The organism is Methyloceanibacter sp. wino2, assembly GCF_003071365.1.
Classification (GTDB): Bacteria; Pseudomonadota; Alphaproteobacteria; order Rhizobiales; family Methyloligellaceae; genus Methyloceanibacter.
In genome coordinates this window covers 1,235,098-1,253,000 of the sequence record NZ_CP028960.1, presented here as the reverse complement: position 1 = coordinate 1,253,000, position 17,903 = coordinate 1,235,098, and the positions used below count along the sequence as shown (strand labels likewise).

Below are 17,903 nucleotides of genomic sequence, written 5' to 3'. Positions count from 1 at the left end.
TCGAACCGGCCTAAGACCGGCCCATGCGGATCATCTTCATGGGCACGCCGGATTTCGCCGTTCCGGCGCTGCTGTCTATCGCCAAGGCGGAGCACGACATTGTGGCGGTGTATACGCAGCCGCCGCGGCCCGCCGGCCGCGGCATGACGGTGCGCAACTCGCCGGTGCACCAGGAAGCCGAAGCGCTCGGGCTGCCCGTGCGGGTGCCGGAAAGTCTCAAGAGCCCCGCCGAGCAGAAGCGCTTTGCCGCGCTCGAAGCGGACGCCGCCGTTGTCGTCGCCTATGGGCTCATCCTGCCGGAAATGGTCCTGAACGGCACGCGGCGCGGCGTGTTCAACATCCACGCGTCGCTGCTGCCCCGCTGGCGGGGCGCGGCGCCGATCAACCGCGCGATCATGGCGGGCGATGCGGAATCCGGCGTCGCCATCATGCGGGTCACGCAAGGGCTCGACGAGGGCCCTGTCTGCCTCATGGACCGCGTCGCGATCGGCCCCGACATGACGGCTGGCGAGTTGCATGATGCGCTTTCGGATCTCGGCGCCGAGCTGATGGTGGAAGTGCTCGGCTCGCTCGTTGAGGGCAAGCTTCACTGCGTGGAGCAGGACGGCAACCTTGCGACCTATGCGGCGAAGCTCAGCAACGAAGAGACGCGCATCGATTGGGCGCGGCCCGCGCAAGAGGTGCACAATCACATTCGCGGACTGTCGCCCTATCCCGGCGCCTGGTTCCAGATTGTCCAGAACGGTAAGGCCGAACGCGTGAAGGTCCAGGGCTCGACGCTGGAGACGGGACGCGGCGCCCCCGGCACGCTCCTTGACGACCGTCTCACGGTGGCGTGTGCCGACGGTGCGGTGCGCCTCACCCGGGTGCAGCGCGCCGGCAAGAAGCCCATGCTGGCGGACGCCTTCCTGCGCGGCGTCGACCTGCCGGTCGGCAGCACGTTTATCTAGGCGGGCGCGAGACCATGCCCCGCTACAAACTCCTTCTGGAATACGACGGCACGCCGTTCGTGGGCTGGCAGTTGCAGGACGGGCCGATGTCCGTTCAGGGGCGGCTCGCGCAAGCGGTCGAGGCCTTCTCCGGCGAGCCGGCGATCCCGCGCGGGGCGGGGCGCACCGACGCGGGCGTTCACGCGACTGGGCAGGTTGCCCATCTCGATCTCGAAAAGGACTGGGAGCCGGCGCGGGTGCGCGACGCTCTCAACGCGCAGGTGCGCCCGGACCCAATCGCTGTCCTGTCGTGCGAGAAGGTGGCCGAGAGTTTCGATGCGCGCTTCTCGGCCAAGGCGCGCCATTATGTCTATCGCATCGTCGATCGCCGGCCGCCGTTGGCATTAGAGAAGGACCGGGCCTGGGGCGTGTTCAAGCCGCTCGACGCCGGGGCCATGCATGCAGCCGCGCAATCCCTTATTGGCCATCACGACTTCACGACCTTCCGCTCCTCGGAGTGTCAGGCGGCGTCGCCCGAAAAGACGCTCGACCGGCTGGACGTGTCGCGGCATGGCGAGATCATCCGGGTTGAGGCCTCCGCGCGCTCGTTCCTGCACAATCAGGTGCGCTCCATGGTCGGCTCGCTGAAATGCGTCGGCGAAGGCCGCTGGACCGCCGACGACCTGAAAGCAGCCTTGGACGCGCGCGACCGGGCGGCCTGCGGACCCGTGGCGCCTGCTTGCGGCCTTTACCTGGTCAAGGTCGACTATTAAGCCTGGGTGGGCGCCCGAGCGGGCGAAGGGGACACAGCCATGATCAGGCGCATTGCCACCGTCGGCGGGCTGACGCTCGTATCGCGCCTCTCGGGATTCATTCGCGACGTGGTGATGGCCGCCATCCTCGGCGCCGGCCCGGTCGCCGACGCCTTCTTCGTCGCCTTCCGCCTGCCCAACCATTTCCGCGCGATTTTCGCCGAAGGCGCGTTCGCGGCGGCCTTCGTGCCGGCCTATGCCCACACGCTGGAAAAGGCGGGGCTCCCTGCGGCCAAGCTCTTCGCGGACCAGGTCGGCGCCGCCCTCATCGCCATCAACCTCGTCTTGCTGGCAATCGCGCTTCTGTTCACGCCGGACGTGGTGATGCTGCTGGCGCCGGGTCTGTCCGACGATCCTCAACGCTTCGATCTCGCCGTCGCGCTCACCCGCATCACCTTCCCGTATCTCGCACTCGTGTCGCTGGAGACGCTGTTCGCCGGCATCTTGAATGCCAACAACAGGTTTGCGTCGGCCGCAGGCGCTTCAATCCTGCTCAACGTCTCGCTGATCGCCACGCTGGCACTCGCACCCTATTTCGAGAGCGCGGGCCACGCCGCCGCCTGGGGCGTGCTGATCGCCGGCGTCGCGATGGTGCTCCTCGTCGGCGGCGATGCGGAGATGCACGGCTATGGCATCCGCCTGCGCATGCCCAAGCTCGACGAGCCGACACGGCGATTCCTGAAGGCGCTGGGGCCCGCGATCATTGGGGCGGGCGGCGTGCAGCTCGCGCTCTTCGCCGATACGGTGATCGCATCCTTCCTCCCAACCGGCGCGTTGTCGGCGCTCTACTACGCCGACCGCATCAACCAGCTTCCGATCGGTGTCGTCGGCATTGCCGTCGGCACTGTGCTGCTGCCGGAAATGTCGCGGCGGCTCGCGGCAGGGGACAAGAAAGGCGCAGCCTCGGCCCAGGCGCGTGGCATCCAGCTGGCACTGCTGCTGACGCTTCCCTGCGCAGCGGCGGCGATAGCAATCCCCGACCTCATCATGCGGGCGCTGTTCGCCCGCGGCGCTTTCACGAGCCAGGACGCTTTGTCCGCGGGTCATACGCTTGCCGCCTATTCGCTCGGCCTCATTCCCTTCGTGCTGCTGAGAAGTTTCACGGCGCCCTTCTATGCGCGCGGCGACACGGCGACCCCCGTGAAGGCGGCACTGCTCGCCGCCGCGGTGAACATCGCGCTGAAGGTCGTACTAATGGGCCCGCTGGCCCAGGTCGGCCTTGCGCTTGCGACTAGCATCGGGGCCTGGATCAATCTGGTCCTGCTGGCGGTCCTGGCGCGCCGGCAAGGCTTTGCCGTCTCGGGCGCGGCCATCGGCGGCCCCGTAACGAAACTCGCGGTGATCGGGATCGCCTTCGCCGTCGCGCTCTATTTCGGTGGCCTTGGGCTCGAGAACGCGTTGTCTTCGATGACCAAGTTCCGCGAAGAGACGATCCTTGGCGTGCTGGTCGTTGCCGGCGGCATCGTCTATTTCGCGGCCGTGTTCCTCGTTTTGGGGCGTCGCTGGCTCACAGGTCTTATGAAGGAGATCGAGCACGAGGCCTCGCAGCCCGCGCCGGTCAAGCCGGACCTTATCGAAGATCCGACGGATGCCTCGGAAAGCCTGCCCGACTCCGAGCCGCCGCCCAGGATCTAGCGGGTCGCGTTTTGGCCTAAGCCATCTTCAGATCGACCAGCGTCACCGCGCCATCGTCGATGTCTTGTCCGAAGAAGATGGCGCCGATCCTCGCGAAGCGCTCCGGCGAGTCCGTGGCGAAGAAGCGGACGTTGCGCGGCGCACCGCTATTTCCGGCTTGCAGCGTCGAGGTCGCCAGCGTCTCGGCGACAGCCGCTGCCGTGGTCTCAGCCGAATCCACGAGCGTGATGCCGTTGCCCACATGGCGCTGAATAGCAGCTGCCAAGACCGGGAAATGCGTGCAGCCCAGCACCAGCGTGTCGGGTGCGTCGGCGCGCGCGAAGAGCGGTTCGAGATAGTCTTCGACGGCCGCCGTGGTGGCGCGCGTGTCCGCCCAGCCTTCTTCGGCCAACGCGACGAAGACCTGGCAAGCCAGTTGCTCCACGTGCGCCTCGGCCATGAGATGGTGGATGGCCCGCGCGTAGGCGCCGCCTTTGACCGTGCTCTCGGTGGCCAGCACGGCGATGCGTTTGTTGCGCGTGGCCGCGACGCCCGCGCGGGCGCCCGGCTCGATCACGCCGATGACGGGTAAGGGCGCCAGCGCCTCCTGCAGCGCTTCCAGAGCCACCGACGAAGCGGTGTTGCAGGCGATCACGACCATCTTCACGTCCTCGCCGAGGAGAAGGTGCGTTGCCTGCAGCGCATACGCGCGCACGGTGTCAGGGCTCTTGGTGCCGTAGGGGAGGCGCGCGGTGTCGCCGAGATAGACGAAGTGCTCGTCCGGCAGACGGGCGGCCAGCGCCCGCAGCACGGTCAGTCCGCCCATGCCCGAGTCGAACACGCCGATGGGGCGCGGATCACCGGCCATTCTTGTCCCCGGCAGCGTCGCCAAACGTCTCGAAATAGCGCGCGATGAACCGGCGGTAGATCGCGGTCAGCGTTTCGAGGTCGGCCAGAGCGGCGTTCTCATCCGTCTTGTGGATCGTCTCGGTCGTCAGTCCGAACTCCACCACCGGGCAATAGTCCTTGATGAAGCGCGCATCGGACGTACCGCCGTCGGTGGAGAGCACAGGCGTCTTCCCGGTGAATTCGGTCACGGCCTCGCTGAGGAGTTGATCGAGCGCGCCGGGCTTCGTCACGAACACGTCCCCATGCGGCGCAAAGTCCAACGTGAAGGTGAGGTCGGTGCCTGAAAGCGCGGCGGCGATGCTCTCCTGCAGCATGGCCTTCAATGTTTCGGCCTCATGGTTATCGTTGAAGCGAATGTTGAAACGCGCTTCGGCCCGCGCCGGGATCACATTGGTGGCCGGATTGCCCACGTCGATGCTCGTCACTTCCAGATTGGAGGGCGAGAAATGCGTGCTGCCGGAATCGAGTGGCGTCCCGTACAGCTTCGCGAGCGCCGTGACGATGCCCTTGACCGGATTGGCCGCAAGATGCGGGTAAGCCACATGGCCTTGCTGACCGGTCACGGTGAGGTGTCCGGTGAGGCTTCCGCGGCGGCCAATCTTGATCATCTCGCCGAGAACGGCAGGGTTGGACGGCTCGCCCACGAGGCAATGATCGGGAACGAGGTTCGTTTCCTCCATCCAGGCCAAGACCTTCTTGGTGCCGTTGACCGCGGTGCCTTCCTCGTCGCCGGTGATCAGGAGGCTGATCGTACCCGGCACCTGGCCGCCGCGCTCGGCAACATAGTCGATCGCCGCCGCGGCGAAACAGGCGACCGCGCCCTTCATGTCCGAGGCGCCGCGCCCGTAGAGCCGCCCATCGGCGATCTCGGCGGAAAAGGGCGCATGGGCCCACGAGCTTTCGTCGCCGGGCGGAACCACGTCCGTATGGCCGGCGAAACACAGATGCGGGGCGCCGCTGCCGATATGCGCCACGAGGTTGTCGACGTCCGCCGTCCCGTCTTCGCTGAAGGTCAGCCGGTCGCACGTAAAGCCCGCGGCCGCCAAAGGCCGGCCGAGCGCATCCAGGGCGCCTGCGTCCACTGGCGTGACGCTCGGGCACCGGATCAAATCTTGCGCGATGGCGACCGCGTTATCGGCGGGCGATGACATGACCCAAGTCCTTAGAATTGCGACGCGACCATAGCGGGCACGGCTCACGAACATGACCGCGCGCGCTTCCTATGGCAAGCAGCGGTAAGGGCGGAAATAGCGCGGTCTGCTTGATGAAGACCGCCTGTCGACTGCGTCGAAGGCTTCGACGGCTCTTAGGTCAGGGCTGCCAGCGGGTCGCCGCCATAGTGGTTGGGCCCTGGCGTTCCCTTGAGGATCCCGAGCTCGATCAGGAACCACAGGCCGACGCCGAGATTCACGAGGACGCAGAGCCAGCCGATAATGTTGAGCTGATCGCCTATGCCGGTCAGGCCCCAGCCGTCGAGGAGGCTCGCGACGAGGGAGGGAACCAATCCGTACAGGGCCATCTTTCCGGGCTTGTCCCGGTCTTGGAACCGCTTGGCGCAGACGGCATAGGTGGGGAAGAACAAGGCCAGCGCGACGACCGTCGCCAGGAATCCACCGAAGAAACCCGTTCCGAAGATCACTTCGATCAGCACCCCGAGAATGATGCTGATAATGCCGAGGATCACCACACCGGCCCACCATTTGGCCCGGTTGATACGGCCGTCCAGCGACGTGAAGATGTACTGCAGATCCATTGTTTCCCCCATTGTCAGCCTCTGACGCAGGACTCACGTTTTAGGCCCGAATCGTGACATTGCGAAGGGCGCGAGTCGAATCGCAATCTGTCCGTTCGGGTTCTTATGAACCGCAAGGCCGCGGGCCGGTCTTGGCCGAAGCCGCCAGACCACGGCGTACTGCGCGCATTTCTAGTCGCGCAGCAACTCGTTGATGGACGTCTTCGAGCGCGTTTGCTCGTCCACGGTTTTCACGATCACCGCGCAATAGAGCGAAGGCCCAGGCGTTCCGTCCGGCAGCGGCTTGCCCGGCATGGAGCCGGACACGACGACCGAATAAGGCGGTACGCGGCCCTGGTGGACGAAGCCCGTGGCCCGGTCGATGATCTTGGTGGACTGGCCGATATAGACGCCCATGGACAACACCGAGCCTTCGCCCACGATCACCCCTTCGGCCACTTCGGCGCGGGCGCCGATGAAGCAATTGTCTTCGATGATCACGGGATTGGCCTGCAGCGGCTCGAGCACGCCGCCGATACCGGCGCCGCCCGACAGATGCACGTTCTTGCCGATCTGCGCGCATGAGCCGACCGTGGCCCAGGTATCGATCATGGAACCGCTGTCCACATAGGCCCCGAGGTTGACGAAGGACGGCATCAGGACGACGCCCGGCGCGATGAAGGCCGAATGCCTCACGAGGCAGCCCGGCACGGCCCGGAAACCGGCTTCCTTGAAGTCCTTGGCCTTCCACTTCTCGAACTTCATGGGGACCTTGTCCCACCAGGAGGAATCGCCGGGGCCGCCGTCCATCCGCTTCTGATCGTTCAGCTTGAACGAGAGCAGAATGGCCTTCTTGACCCATTGATTGACGACCCAGTCGCCGTCGACCTTCTCCGCGACCCGCAATTCGCCCTTGTCGAGCAGGCCCAGAACCTCCTCGACGCCGTCGCGCACCACGCCCTTCGTGTCCGAATTGATGTCGGACGCGTGCTCGAATGCGCCGTCGATGAAGTTCTTCAGATGATCGTGCGACATGGATTTCTCCCAAAACTCTACAGATTATTGTGTGTTGCGCTCTCCGCCGGGGGGGCCGCGGCAGGATCCTTGCGGCCTGCCGCGTCCTCCGCGAGAGACGCGCCGATGGCGGCGACGAAAGGCGTGAGCGCCTCCGTGCGGTGATGAATGTGCTCGGGCAGTTCGGCCCAGTCCTCATGCGCGACGTGTTCGGGACGGCCCATCGCGCGGCAGTCGATCCAGATCGTTGTCATGCCGATCGCGTGCGCGGTCTCGAGATTGTGCGGCAGGTCGTCGAAGATCGCGGCCCGGCTGCTCTCGACCCCATGGGTGGCGACGAAGCGTTCGAAGGCCTCCCGCGACGGCTTGGGGTTCACGTATTCGAGGGCGTGGATATCGAAAATGTCCTCGAACAGGTCCCGCACGCCAAGCTTGGTCGTGACGCGTTCGGCGTGCTTGCGGCAGCCGTTCGTGAACACCAGCTTTCGCCCCGGCAGCGCCTCGATGGCGGCACCGAGCTCCGGTGACGGGTCGACCACAGCGAGGTCGATGTCGTGGACATAGTCGAGGAAGTCGTGCGGCTTGACGCCGTGAAGACGGATCAGTCCGGCGAGCGTCGTACCGTGCTCGAAATAGTATTGCTTGCGCAGGGCGTGCGCGTCCTCGAGCGACAGACCCAGCGTTTCGGCGATGAACGAGCCCATGCGGTGGTCGATCTGAGCGAAGAGATCGCACTCGGCCGGGTAGAGCGTGTTGTCGAGATCGAAGACCCAGGTCTCCACATGACCGAAGCCGCGCTCCGCGATCGTGTTTCCCTGAAGCGTTCGTGTCCGAAGCTTGCTTGGCGCCGCATCCGTCATGGCTGCCTCGTGCGGTAGCCATGGGGGCGCCGCCGCTCGATCAGCGTGCCGGCGCCATGCTCGGTGAAGAGCTCGAGCAGCACCGAATGGGGCACCTTGCCGTTGATGATGACCACGGCTTCCACGCCCTCGGAGATCACGTCGATGCAGCTCTCGATCTTGGGGATCATGCCGCCGGTGATCGTGCCGTCAGCGATCAGGCTGAGCGCCTCCGACGTGGTCATGGAGCGGACCAAGGCGCCGTCCTTGTCCAGAACTCCGTCCACGTCCGTGAGCAGAAGCAGACGCTTGGCCTTCAGCGCGACCGCGATGGCGGCGGCGAACGTGTCCGCATTGATGTTCAGCGTCTCGCCGTCGGGGCCTACGCCGATCGGGGCCACCACCGGGATCAGATCCGACTGAATGATCACGTCGATGATGTGAGGTTCGACGAGGCCCGGCTCGCCGACGAACCCGAGATCGAGGACCTTCTCGATATTGGATTCGGGATCGCGCACCCGCCGTTCGAGCTTCGTGGCCCGCATCAGATTGGCGTCCTTGCCGCAGATGCCGACGGCCTTGCCGCCCTGATCGTTGATGGCGGAGACGATTTCCTTGTTCACGGAGCCCGCCAGGACCATCTCGACCACGTCGACCGTCTGCCGGTCCGTGACCCTGAGGCCGTCCTTGAACTCGGACTTGATGTTGAGGCGCTCCAGCAGCCGCCCGATCTGCGGGCCGCCGCCATGCACCACCACCGGGTTCACGCCGGCCTGCTTGAGCAGCACCACGTCGCGCGCGAAATCCTTCGCCAGTTCCGGGTCGCCCATGGCGTGGCCGCCATATTTCACCACGACCGTCTCGCGGTCGTAGCGCTGCATATAGGGCAGGGCCTCGGAGAGGATCTTCGCCTTGGCGTGCACCGGGCCGAGCGCGTCCGTCAGCGCGGCGCCGGTCGCGGCTGCATCAGTGCCCGAAGGCGGTTTTGAGGTCGTATCTGTCACGGGTGCGCTTATAGCGGCGGAAGGCCTTACGGTTCAACGCCGTTCGCTACGAGGCTGGCGATCGTTGCCCGCAATTCCGGGATGCCGACGCCCTCCTTGGCCGATGTCACAAGAAGATGGGGGAAGGCGGCGGGGTGTTTGGCGAGTTCCGCCTCCGTCTTGGCGATGACGGCCTCCAGCTCGCTTAGCTTCGGCTTGTCGGCCTTGGTCAGGACGCCCTGATAGGACACGGCGGACTCGTCCATAAGCTTCATCGTGTCCCGGTCGTTGGCTTTCAGGCCATGGCGGGCATCGATCAGCAGGAACACGCGCTTCAGTTCCCGGCGCCCCTTCAGATAGTCCTCGATCAGCCGCGTCCACCCTTTCACGGCGGACCGGGAGACCTTGGCATAGCCGTAGCCCGGCATATCCACGAGATAGGCGCTGCCAGCTCCGTTTGGTCCGTTGGCACCCAGCGTGAAGAAATTGAGCTCGCGCGTCCGGCCAGGGGTCACGGAAACCCGCGCCAGCGTCTTTCGGCCCGTCAGGGCATTGATGAGGCTCGATTTGCCCACGTTCGAGCGCCCTGCAAAGGCGATCTCCGGGCGCCCGTCAGCGGGAAGCCCGTCGACGGCAACGGCGCCCAGGACGAACTCGCAAGGTACGCGGAACAGGGCTTCGCCGCGCGCAAGCTCGCTGTCGGTGAATTCGAAATCGGTCATGGGTATGAAGTGCCCGGCTTCGCGGGCGACCTCAAGCGGAAAGCGCCGGCGCCTACGCCGGGCTTTCCCCGTCCGCTTCCTGATCGGCCGCCTTGGAAGCGCTCTTCTTGGCCGCCCGCTTGCGCGGCGCGCGCTTCTTCGGCGCAGCCTTCTTGGGTGCCGGGGCAGCGGCGTCTGCGCCATTGACGGCGTCTTCGGCGTCGCCCGCCTCTTCGTCGGCTTCGATCTGCTTGGCAGCCCGCTCCGCGCGCCGCGAAGCCTTGGCGCTACGCTTCTCCTCGGCCGCCTCCCGCGCCGATTTCGCGTCGTCCGTGTCATCCACGGGGTCCGCCTTCGGCTTCAGGCCGAGATTCTCAAGCAGCGGGATGTCCACGCCCTGACGCCACATGATGACCGATTGCTGGAGGATCGACAGGAAGTTGTTCCACGCCCAGTAGATCACGAGGCCCGACGGGAACGACGCAAGCATGTAGGTGAAGACAATCGGCATCCAGCCGAAGATTTTCTGCTGAATCGGATCCGGCGGCGCCGGGTTCAGCTTCATCTGGAACCACATGGTGATGCCCATGATGATCGGCCACGCACCGACCATGAGAAACATCGGCGGATCCCACGGAATAAGTCCGAAGAGATTGAAAACCGTCGTCGGGTCCGGCGCGGAAAGATCCTTGATCCATCCGAAGAACGGCGCATGCCGCATTTCGATGGTGACGAACAGCACCTTGTAGAGCGCGAAGAACACAGGAATCTGCACGAGGATCGGCAAACAGCCCGAGGCTGGGTTCACCTTTTCCTTCTTGTACAGATCCATCATCGCCTGCTGCTGACGCATGCGATCGTCGCCGTAGCGCTCCTTGATCTTCTGCATCTCGGGCGCGAGCTTCTTCATCCGGCTCATCGACACGTAGGATTTGTTCGCGAGCGGGAAGAGCACGAGCTTGATCAGCACGGTGACGATCAGGATCGAGACGCCGAAATTGCCGACGAGTTTGTAGAAGTAGTCGAGCGCGTAAAAGAGCGGCCTGGTGAGGAAGTAGAACCAGCCCCAGTCGATCAGGAGGTCGAACTTGGGGATGTCGTAGGTCGCGGCATAGCCGTCCACCACATTCACTTCCTTGGCGCCGGCGAACACCTGCCCCGATAGCGACACCGTCGCGCCCGGCGGCACGTCCATGGCCTGCATCAGGTAATCGGTCTGGAAGTGTTTGCGGCCGCCCTTGTCCGAGCCCTTGAACGTGGCGTCGAAGGGAATGCCTTGAGCTGGGATCACAGTCGTGGCCCAGTACTTGTCCGTAATGCCGAGCCAGCCGTTCTTGCTCTTGAAGGTCGCCGCCGGATCCTCGAGCGCGCTGCTGTAGCTGATTTCCTCGAGACCGTCGTCGACGACGCCGATCAGGCCCTCATGCAGAATGTAGAAGCCTTGGACGTCGGGCAGCTCGTGGCGGGAAACGAGGCCGTAAGGGTAGATCGTCGCCTTTTCGGTCCCCGTGTTCGCCACCTTGTCGTCGATCGTGAACATGTACTTGTCGTCGACGGAAATGGTGCGGGTGAACGTCAAGCCCTCGCCGTTGTCGTAGGTGAGCGTGATCGGCGTGTCGGGCGTGAGCTTGCCGTCGCCCTCGGCGGTCCACAGCGTGTCGCCAGTGGGCAGCGGCATCTTGTTGCCGCTGTCGCCCACATAGCCGCGCTCGGCATAGTAGGCATGAGGGCCGCCGGCCGGAGACAGCAGGATCACTTGGGGGCTGTCGGGATCGACCGTCACCCGGTAGTCCTTCAGCGTCAGGTCGTCGATCCGGGCGCCCTTCAGCGAGATCGAGCCACGGACGCTCGGCGTGTCGATGGCGATGCGGGGCGAGGCCGCGAGCGCCTCCTTCCGGCTCATGCCGGTCGGAGAGCCCTCAGGCTGCGGAGCCGTGCCCGCGCCCGGGCGCGGCGCCTGACCAGCCCCGGATGGGGTGGGAGTCGTCGCCTCGCCGGCCGTCTGGGTCTGCTCTGTCTGAGCGGCTTGCTGCTCCTCGGGCGGCTTCGTCGGCACGAAGAAGAACTGCCAGGCGAAAAGCACGGTCATCGACAGCACGATCGCTAGAATAAAATTGCGGTTGTTCTCGTCCATGTCGTCTTTGGGCCCGGTGGCTGTTGTCGTGCTCGTCTCGTCCGATCGGCGCTAGGCCGAAGGAGGTTTGCGGTGCCGTTTCCCCGAAGAGGGCTCGTGCACCTTGGTCAGCGCGCGCTGAAGATCCTTGATCACCTCGGTGAAGGGCCGTTGTACCGCGCCCCCGCGCGCGATCAACACATAATCATAGCCCTCGACGGCCTGGTCGGCGGCGGTCAGGCGCACTGCCTCCTTGAGTCGCCGCCGCGCACGGTTGCGCACCACGGCGCCTCCGAGGCGTTTCGTCGCGGTAAAACCAAAGCGGGCCAGTTCGGGGCTGTGTGCGGTGTCCGGCGCACGCCGCCTGGCCTGGAGCACGAGCGAAGGCGTCGCGAAGCGCGTTCCGCCCTTCACGAACACAAATTCAGACCGGGTCTTGAGGCGTCCGATGGCCGTCACCGGGGTGAGGCGGTTTGACTCCGCCTAGGCTGACAAGCTCTTGCGGCCCTTGGCTCTCCGGCGCGCAATAACCTTGCGGCCGCCCTTGGTGGCCATACGCGCGCGAAAGCCATGGCGGCGTTTGCGGACGAGCCGCGAGGGTTGATAAGTGCGTTTCACGGACTTTCTCCTGCCATCCGTCCACGCGGTTCACCAATGGAACGCGGGCCTCGGAGGCGAAATGGTTCGGAGCGGCTTATAGGTGCGGCAGGCGGCCAAGTCAATCAATCGGAGGACATTTTGGCCCCGAGCGCCTCGAAAAACGGCCCGGATTGCTCCCGGCGGGCCGAAATCCCTTCACAGACGCTGACGGACCATCACAAGACTGCGACAGGCCATTCCCCCGGCCGTTCGGTAGGCCCTATCTATAGAAGGCCGGAAATCGGGGCGTCTTAGTCCCCCGGAAGGAGCCGGTCCATATGGAGCACGCAGAAAACATGGCTATGGGGGCTGCAAATTGGCTGAAACGGCTTTGGCCGCTGCTGCTGTTGGCGGCCGTCACTACGCTGGTCGTGGCCATGGGCTGGCATCGCTATCTGACGCTGGAACAGTTGGCGGCGAACCGCGAGAGCCTGCGGGCGCTGATGGACGACCACTACGTGCTCGCCCTGACGGCATTCACGGCCCTGTACGCCGTAACGGTTGCGCTCTCGATTCCAGGCGGCGTGGTCCTGACGGTCGCCGCCGGGTTCCTGTTCGGCTGGTTCCTCGGCGGCGTTCTGTCCGTGGTCGGAGCCACGATCGGCGCGACGGCCGTCTTTCTGGTCGCGCGCAGCGCGCTACGGGACGTTCTGGTCGAGAAGGCCGGCCCCAAGCTGCAGCGCTTCGCCGATGGGTTTCGCGAAGACGCAACGAGCTATCTTCTCTTTCTCCGGCTGATCCCCGTGTTTCCGTTCTGGCTTGTGAATCTCGCCCCTGGGCTCTTGGGCGTGTCTTTCTGGACCTATGTCCTCACGACTTTTGTTGGCATTATCCCCGGCACGTTCGCGTTCGCGCTTGCCGGCAATGGGCTCGACAGCGTGTTCGATGCGCAGCAGGCGTCCTACGAATCCTGTCTTGCAAAGGCCGGTGAGGGCGGTCATGACTCCTGTCAGTTCGGGATTGACCCCGGCGCTCTGCTGACCACGGACGTTATCGTGGCGGTCGTGGCGCTGGGAGTGGTGGCGCTCATTCCAGTCGTGGCAAAAAAGCTAAGCCGCCGGACGGTATGATGGGTGCAACCGGCCGGTTCGGTGCAAGGGGACCAGAGCAAGAATGGAAGAGGAGCTAACTCCTGACCTGTGCGTGATCGGCGCGGGCTCGGGCGGTCTCTCGGTGGCCGCCGCCGCAGCTCAACTCGGCGTTTCCGTCGTGCTGGTCGAGAAGGGGCTCATGGGCGGCGATTGCCTAAACTATGGCTGCGTCCCGTCCAAGGCTCTTCTGGCAGCGGCAAAGCGAGCCGATGCGGTCCGGACAGCGTCCAATTTCGGTATCGACGTGCTCGAGGCCCAGATCGACCACCGCGCCGTCCACGATCACGTGCACCGCGCGATCGCTAATATCGCTCCCAACGATTCCCTCGAGCGGTTTACCGGCCTTGGCGTGCGAGTCATCCGGGCGCAGGCGAGCTTCCTCGACAAAGAAACGCTGGAAGCGGGCTCCGTGCTCGTCCGTGCGCGGCGCTTTGTGATCGCCACCGGCGGCAAGCCGAACGTGCCTGCGATCCCCGGGCTCGACGAGGTTCCCTATCTGACCAACGAAACCATTTTCGATCTCGGGGAGCGGGTGCAGCACCTGATCGTGCTCGGCGGCGGGCCCATCGGGCTCGAACTCGGGCAGGCCTACAACATGCTCGGCGCGGATGTGAGCATCTTCGACACCGGAGAGTTCCTCACCAAGGAGGACCCCGAGGCGGCGCGCGTCGTGCTCAAGCGTCTGCACGAGGCCGGCGTCGCGATGTATCCCAATACGCGGGTGGAGCGGGTCGAGCCATCAGTCCAGGGGCTCGCGGTCCATTTCAGCCAGGGTACGGACAACGTCATCGTCAAAGGCTCGCACATCCTCGTGGCGACGGGCCGCCGGCCGAACCTAAAGGCGCTCAGCCTCGATCGCGCCGGGGTCACGCACACCGATCGCGGCATCAAGGTCAACGAGCAGCTCAAGACGTCCAATCGGAAGATCTATGCCATTGGCGATGCCATCGGCGGCCAGCAGTTCACGCACCTCGCCAACTATCATGCGAGCATCGTGATCAAGAACGCACTGTTCCGGCTGAAGCCGGACGTCAGCGCGATGCCCATTCCCCGGGTGATGTACACCGATCCAGAATTGGCCCAGGTCGGGCTGACGGAGAAGGAAGCGCGCGAGAAATCCCGCCGCATTCGCATCTACCGCTGGCCGTTCGCCGACAACGACCGCGCCCAATGCGAACGCCAGACGGAAGGGTTCATCAAGGTCATCACGAAAAAGGACGGTACGATACTCGGCGTCACGCTCGTGGGGCCCGAGGCCGGTGAACTGTTGCAGCTCTGGATCGTCGCGATCGCCAAGGAGATGCGCATCGGCGACCTGACGTCGCTTGTTCTGCCCTATCCGACCTTCTCCGAAATCTCGAAGCGGGTTGCCTTCTCTTATTATCGTCCCTTGCTGACCAAGCGCTGGTTGCACTGGATCATCGGTCTGCTGCGCAAGCTCGGCTGATCGCCGCCCATCCCACGCCGCAACGCCCCCTAAATCGGCCGGTTTCCCGGGGCCACAAACTAGGGATTCTTGCTCCAATAACGGGTATTATGATGGGACGCCAGGGCGATAGCCCGGCCGAGCCGCGTTTGAACCTGAAAACGCGTTTGAGCCGAAAAGACGAGCAATACCAGTGAACGACCAGTCCGAGCATAAGAGCCTCGCCACCTCGCGGGTCACCCGGGCCGTAGCCGGGCTATCCACGAAGCTGCTTTTGCTGACCATTCTGTTTGTGATGTTGGCGGAGGTCTTGGTGTTCGTGCCTTCGGTGTCGAATTTCCGGCGCCAATGGCTGATGGAGCGGCTGCAGGCGGCGCAGATTGCCTCGCTCGCCGCGGAGGCGGCACCTGACGGACGCCTGCCGACCAAGCTGCGTGACGAGCTCCTGGATCGCGCGCGGGTGAAAGCCATCTCGGTGAAGCACGAAGATTCGCGCGTGCTCATCGTGCGGATGGCCAAGCCCCAAGAGGTCGAGACCTACGATCTGCGCGAGGCCTCTTGGGCCGACCTCATCGGCGACGCGCTTATGGTCTATCTCGCCCCGGACAATCGCGTGATCCGCGTTGTCGGCGAGCCTGACTTCAGCCCGGGCGAGATGGTCGATGTCGTGATGGAGGAGGGGCCGCTCAAGGCGGCCATGCTGAAATACGGGCTCGACATTCTCGGCCTGTCCATCCTGATTTCGATCATCACCGCGACGCTCGTCTTCCTCGCGCTCGACTGGCTGCTGGTGAAGCCCATGACGCAGCTCACCCGCAATATGGTGCGGTTCGCCGAGCAGCCCGAGGATCCGAGCCGGATCATCGCGCCTTCGGCCAGGCGGGACGAGATCGGGACGGCGGAGCGCGAGCTCGCCGCGATGCAGAACGAACTCTCCCAAACGCTGTCGCAAAAGACGCGTTTGGCCGCGCTCGGGCTGGCGGTGAGCAAGATCAGTCACGATCTACGCAACATGCTGTCGAGCGCGCAGCTCCTGTCCGACCGCCTCGCCGAAGTGCGGGACCCGACCGTGCAGCGGCTGGTGCCGAAGCTGATTGCATCGCTCGACCGTGCCATTCGCCTCTGTGTCCAAACGCTCGACTTCGGCCAGGCTCAGGAGGCGCCCCCCAATCGCGCGCGCTTCGCGCTGGCGCCGCTCGTGACCGAGGTCGGCGATTCACTCGGCCTTCCGCGTGAAGGGGCGATCGATTGGGACGTGAACCTGGAGAGCGGGATCGAGGTCGATGCGGACCGGGACCACCTTTACCGGGTGCTCTCAAATCTTTGCCGCAACGCGGTGCAGGCGTTCGAAAGCGTGCCGGACGGCATGGGGACGATCAGCGTGTTCGCGCGGCGGGACGGCGCGGTGGTGACGATCGATGTCGCCGATACGGGGCCCGGGGTCCCCGAGCAAGCGCGCAAGCGCCTGTTCCAGGCGTTTCAGAGCGTGGCGCGCAAAGGTGGTTCGGGGCTGGGCTTGGCCATCGCGGCCGAGCTGGTCATGGCCCATGGCGGCCATATCGAGCTGGTCAGCAATGACGGCGGCGCCACGTTCCGCATTACCATCCCCGACGTGGTCGTCGAACTGGAGCGGGCGCGGCGCCGCCGTGCTTAGCCGTTAAAGGCGCTTCAGAAGAGGCGCCTTGCTATTTCTTCTCGGCCGGGACGGCGCTGCCTTCTTCCTTGCCGTCCTTGTAGGCCGTCTTGCTGTAGCCGTCGCCGTCCTTGGTGATCTTTGTCACCCAGCCGTCGGCCCAGTTCACGGTGGCGGTGTCACCCTCGGCCTTCCACGAGCCGGTCAGGTCGTCGCCGGCGCGTGTGCCTGTGGCCGAGCCCTCCTCGTCGAGGGTCACGGACATATCGTTGCCTTGCGTGTCCTTGGTCGTGTAGCTGCCGACGAAGCCGCTGCTTTCGGTGGCGGTATCTTCCTCTTTCGGGGCATCGCAGCTGGCGAGCGTCAAAGCCAGGGCGGCTGCCGCGAACATGGCGGTCCATCGTGAGACATTTCGAGTCATGGTGTTTCTCCCTTGACAGTTATGGGCACGAGTATAGCCGAAAAACATGTCGGGTTGTCTGTCGCTGTCGTGCGGGGGCGGAGCGTCTCACTCAAAGTCGCTCCAATCAACGGTGTCCTCGCTGACAAGCTCACCTTTCATGGACGGGCCATCTTCGTGGACGCGATTTCTGTCGCCGCAGACGAGATAGTGCCAGTCTTCGAGCGGTTCCCCTCTGAACACCATGCGGTAGGCGCAAGTATGGGGAAGCCAGTTCAGCTGAGAGACATTCTGGGGTGTGATCTTGACGCAGTCCTCGACCCTGGCCTTCCGGTTTGCGTAGTCCGTGCAGCGAAGGCTGTCCAAGCACAGCAAGCGGCAGGCGGCGTTGGACACTACGATTTCACCCGTGTCGATATCCTCGGCTCTGATCTGGCAGCAGAGGCCGCAGCCGTCGCACAGCGATTCCCATTCCTGCTCGCTCATCTCGTAGAGCGGCTTGGCTAGAAAATCGGGCTGGTTCGTCGAGGACATTAGTCTTTGGCGGGCTCTCATATCCCGGCGTGTTGTGGAACAGCGGATCGGACGATGCAAATTTGGGGTTCGCCCCGCTACGGACGCCTCTCGGAGCCAAATTGCGACAAGAATTGCCGGAAGCTCTTGCTATCGAAGTCCCCAGGTATTAGCTAGGCGGGTCTTGAGGGGACCGGTCACTGACCGCCTTCGACACGCCGAACCGCCAACTCATTGCGGTTCTTGGCCTTTTGCGCCGGTAGCTCAGCTGGATAGAGCACCAGACTACGAATCTGGGGGTCGGGAGTTCGAATCTTCCCCGGCGCGCCAATAAATCAATGACTTAGCACAATTAAGTCAGTATACGGAGTTCATATTTAGCTACCATTTAGCTACCGAACTTCCGTCCGTCACGGCCTCGCGGCACGTTTTATTGGTTAAAAATCAATATGTTGTGTGAGCGCTGGTAGCGTGAACATAGCTACCAAAGTGACACCTTGCATCGGGCCGTCTATCAGCGCGATGAGGGCCGAATTTCGAATCCGAGGCTCTCAG

The 17,903-nt window shown here is 64.4% G+C and carries 18 protein-coding genes and 1 tRNA gene; 7 read left to right on the top strand and 12 right to left on the bottom strand.

Features of this window, described 5'->3' with window-relative positions:
• The first annotated feature begins 23 nt into the window (after positions 1–23).
• Genes fmt through murJ form a run of 3 tightly spaced genes read left to right on the top strand, consistent with a single transcriptional unit; the run spans position 24 to position 3,376 of the window.
• Positions 24–950 (top strand): methionyl-tRNA formyltransferase, encoded by a 927-nt coding sequence (gene fmt, locus DCY11_RS05810; protein WP_108681820.1) that lies wholly within the window; start codon positions 24–26, stop codon positions 948–950.
• Between the two features lie 14 nt (positions 951–964).
• Positions 965–1,702: a tRNA pseudouridine(38-40) synthase TruA gene (gene truA, locus DCY11_RS05805; RefSeq protein WP_108681818.1), complete on the top strand. Its 738-nt coding sequence runs from the start codon at positions 965–967 to the stop codon at positions 1,700–1,702.
• A 39-nt stretch (positions 1,703–1,741) separates the two neighbouring features.
• A complete protein-coding gene (gene murJ / locus DCY11_RS05800) occupies positions 1,742–3,376 on the top strand; it encodes a murein biosynthesis integral membrane protein MurJ (protein WP_108683692.1) in 1,635 nt (544 codons plus the stop codon).
• 16 nt (positions 3,377–3,392) lie between these two features.
• Here the strand turns inward: murJ and murI are convergent, their stop codons facing one another.
• From murI to rpmH, 10 genes are all read right to left on the bottom strand, one after another.
• Positions 3,393–4,223, bottom strand: a complete 831-nt coding sequence (gene murI / locus DCY11_RS05795; protein ID WP_108681816.1) for a glutamate racemase — start codon at positions 4,221–4,223, stop codon at positions 3,393–3,395.
• Positions 4,213–5,415, bottom strand: coding sequence for a succinyl-diaminopimelate desuccinylase (dapE, locus tag DCY11_RS05790; protein ID WP_108681813.1), 1,203 nt, complete (start codon positions 5,413–5,415; stop codon positions 4,213–4,215). Before dapE ends, murI begins: the two co-directional genes overlap by 11 nt.
• Before the next feature lie 155 nt (positions 5,416–5,570).
• Complete coding sequence (locus DCY11_RS05785) at positions 5,571–6,029, bottom strand: DUF805 domain-containing protein (protein ID WP_245409458.1); 459 nt, start codon at positions 6,027–6,029, stop codon at positions 5,571–5,573.
• Positions 6,030–6,188: 159 nt separating this feature from the next.
• Positions 6,189–7,031 carry a 2,3,4,5-tetrahydropyridine-2,6-dicarboxylate N-succinyltransferase gene (gene dapD / locus DCY11_RS05780; protein WP_108681810.1) on the bottom strand — a complete coding sequence of 281 codons (843 nt, stop codon included), beginning with the start codon at positions 7,029–7,031 and terminating at the stop codon, positions 6,189–6,191.
• 17 nt (positions 7,032–7,048) lie between these two features.
• Positions 7,049–7,870, bottom strand: coding sequence for a pyrimidine 5'-nucleotidase (locus tag DCY11_RS05775; protein ID WP_108681808.1), 822 nt, complete (start codon positions 7,868–7,870; stop codon positions 7,049–7,051).
• A complete protein-coding gene (gene argB, locus DCY11_RS05770) occupies positions 7,867–8,730 on the bottom strand; it encodes an acetylglutamate kinase (RefSeq protein WP_108683691.1) in 864 nt (287 codons plus the stop codon). Before argB ends, DCY11_RS05775 begins: the two co-directional genes overlap by 4 nt.
• A 149-nt stretch (positions 8,731–8,879) precedes the next feature.
• Complete coding sequence (yihA, locus tag DCY11_RS05765) at positions 8,880–9,554, bottom strand: ribosome biogenesis GTP-binding protein YihA/YsxC (RefSeq protein ID WP_108681806.1); 675 nt, start codon at positions 9,552–9,554, stop codon at positions 8,880–8,882.
• 52 nt (positions 9,555–9,606) lie between these two features.
• Entirely contained in the window at positions 9,607–11,667 is a 2,061-nt protein-coding gene (yidC, locus tag DCY11_RS05760) for a membrane protein insertase YidC (RefSeq protein ID WP_108681803.1), read from the bottom strand.
• Positions 11,668–11,718: 51 nt separating this feature from the next.
• Entirely contained in the window at positions 11,719–12,105 is a 387-nt protein-coding gene (gene rnpA, locus DCY11_RS05755) for a ribonuclease P protein component (RefSeq protein ID WP_108681800.1), read from the bottom strand.
• 24 nt (positions 12,106–12,129) lie between these two features.
• Entirely contained in the window at positions 12,130–12,264 is a 135-nt protein-coding gene (gene rpmH, locus DCY11_RS05750; RefSeq protein ID WP_082025450.1) for a 50S ribosomal protein L34, read from the bottom strand.
• A 299-nt stretch (positions 12,265–12,563) separates the two neighbouring features.
• Between rpmH and DCY11_RS05745 the strand changes: the two genes are divergently transcribed.
• The 3 genes from DCY11_RS05745 to DCY11_RS05735 all read left to right on the top strand — a co-directional run bounded on the left by DCY11_RS05745 (position 12,564) and on the right by DCY11_RS05735 (position 16,456).
• A complete protein-coding gene (locus DCY11_RS05745) occupies positions 12,564–13,355 on the top strand; it encodes a TVP38/TMEM64 family protein (RefSeq protein WP_108681798.1) in 792 nt (263 codons plus the stop codon).
• A gap of 43 nt (positions 13,356–13,398) precedes the next feature.
• Positions 13,399–14,823, top strand: coding sequence for an NAD(P)/FAD-dependent oxidoreductase (locus DCY11_RS05740; RefSeq protein WP_108681796.1), 1,425 nt, complete (start codon positions 13,399–13,401; stop codon positions 14,821–14,823).
• Between the two features lie 172 nt (positions 14,824–14,995).
• A complete protein-coding gene (locus DCY11_RS05735; protein ID WP_245409457.1) occupies positions 14,996–16,456 on the top strand; it encodes a HAMP domain-containing sensor histidine kinase in 1,461 nt (486 codons plus the stop codon).
• A 31-nt stretch (positions 16,457–16,487) separates the two neighbouring features.
• Here DCY11_RS05735 and DCY11_RS05730 read toward each other — a convergent pair whose 3' ends face one another.
• Entirely contained in the window at positions 16,488–16,856 is a 369-nt protein-coding gene (locus DCY11_RS05730; RefSeq protein ID WP_159079833.1) for a hypothetical protein, read from the bottom strand.
• Between the two features lie 87 nt (positions 16,857–16,943).
• Positions 16,944–17,369 carry a YcgN family cysteine cluster protein gene (locus DCY11_RS05725; protein ID WP_108681792.1) on the bottom strand — a complete coding sequence of 142 codons (426 nt, stop codon included), beginning with the start codon at positions 17,367–17,369 and terminating at the stop codon, positions 16,944–16,946.
• 232 nt (positions 17,370–17,601) lie between these two features.
• Here DCY11_RS05725 and DCY11_RS05720 point away from each other — a divergent pair.
• Positions 17,602–17,678, top strand: a tRNA-Arg gene (locus DCY11_RS05720).
• Positions 17,679–17,903: the final 225 nt, after the last annotated feature.

What these genes read in the sequence shown, in the direction of transcription:
- murJ (WP_108683692.1), top strand. Translation starts at nt 1,742, where the DNA reads ATGATCAGGCGCATTGCCACCGTCGGCGGGCTGACGCTCGTATCGCGC.
- murI (WP_108681816.1), bottom strand. Translation starts at nt 4,223, where the DNA reads ATGGCCGGTGATCCGCGCCCCATCGGCGTGTTCGACTCGGGCATGGGC.
- DCY11_RS05785 (WP_245409458.1), bottom strand. Translation starts at nt 6,029, where the DNA reads ATGGGGGAAACAATGGATCTGCAGTACATCTTCACGTCGCTGGACGGC.
- dapE (WP_108681813.1), bottom strand. Translation starts at nt 5,415, where the DNA reads ATGTCATCGCCCGCCGATAACGCGGTCGCCATCGCGCAAGATTTGATC.
- yidC (WP_108681803.1), bottom strand. Translation starts at nt 11,667, where the DNA reads ATGGACGAGAACAACCGCAATTTTATTCTAGCGATCGTGCTGTCGATG.
- DCY11_RS05725 (WP_108681792.1), bottom strand. Translation starts at nt 17,369, where the DNA reads ATGTCCTCGACGAACCAGCCCGATTTTCTAGCCAAGCCGCTCTACGAG.
- truA (WP_108681818.1), top strand. Translation starts at nt 965, where the DNA reads ATGCCCCGCTACAAACTCCTTCTGGAATACGACGGCACGCCGTTCGTG.
- argB (WP_108683691.1), bottom strand. Translation starts at nt 8,730, where the DNA reads ATGCAGCGCTACGACCGCGAGACGGTCGTGGTGAAATATGGCGGCCAC.
- yihA (WP_108681806.1), bottom strand. Translation starts at nt 9,554, where the DNA reads ATGACCGATTTCGAATTCACCGACAGCGAGCTTGCGCGCGGCGAAGCC.
- fmt (WP_108681820.1), top strand. Translation starts at nt 24, where the DNA reads ATGCGGATCATCTTCATGGGCACGCCGGATTTCGCCGTTCCGGCGCTG.
- DCY11_RS05740 (WP_108681796.1), top strand. Translation starts at nt 13,399, where the DNA reads ATGGAAGAGGAGCTAACTCCTGACCTGTGCGTGATCGGCGCGGGCTCG.
- DCY11_RS05745 (WP_108681798.1), top strand. Translation starts at nt 12,564, where the DNA reads ATGGAGCACGCAGAAAACATGGCTATGGGGGCTGCAAATTGGCTGAAA.
- DCY11_RS05775 (WP_108681808.1), bottom strand. Translation starts at nt 7,870, where the DNA reads ATGACGGATGCGGCGCCAAGCAAGCTTCGGACACGAACGCTTCAGGGA.
- DCY11_RS05730 (WP_159079833.1), bottom strand. Translation starts at nt 16,856, where the DNA reads ATGACTCGAAATGTCTCACGATGGACCGCCATGTTCGCGGCAGCCGCC.
- dapD (WP_108681810.1), bottom strand. Translation starts at nt 7,031, where the DNA reads ATGTCGCACGATCATCTGAAGAACTTCATCGACGGCGCATTCGAGCAC.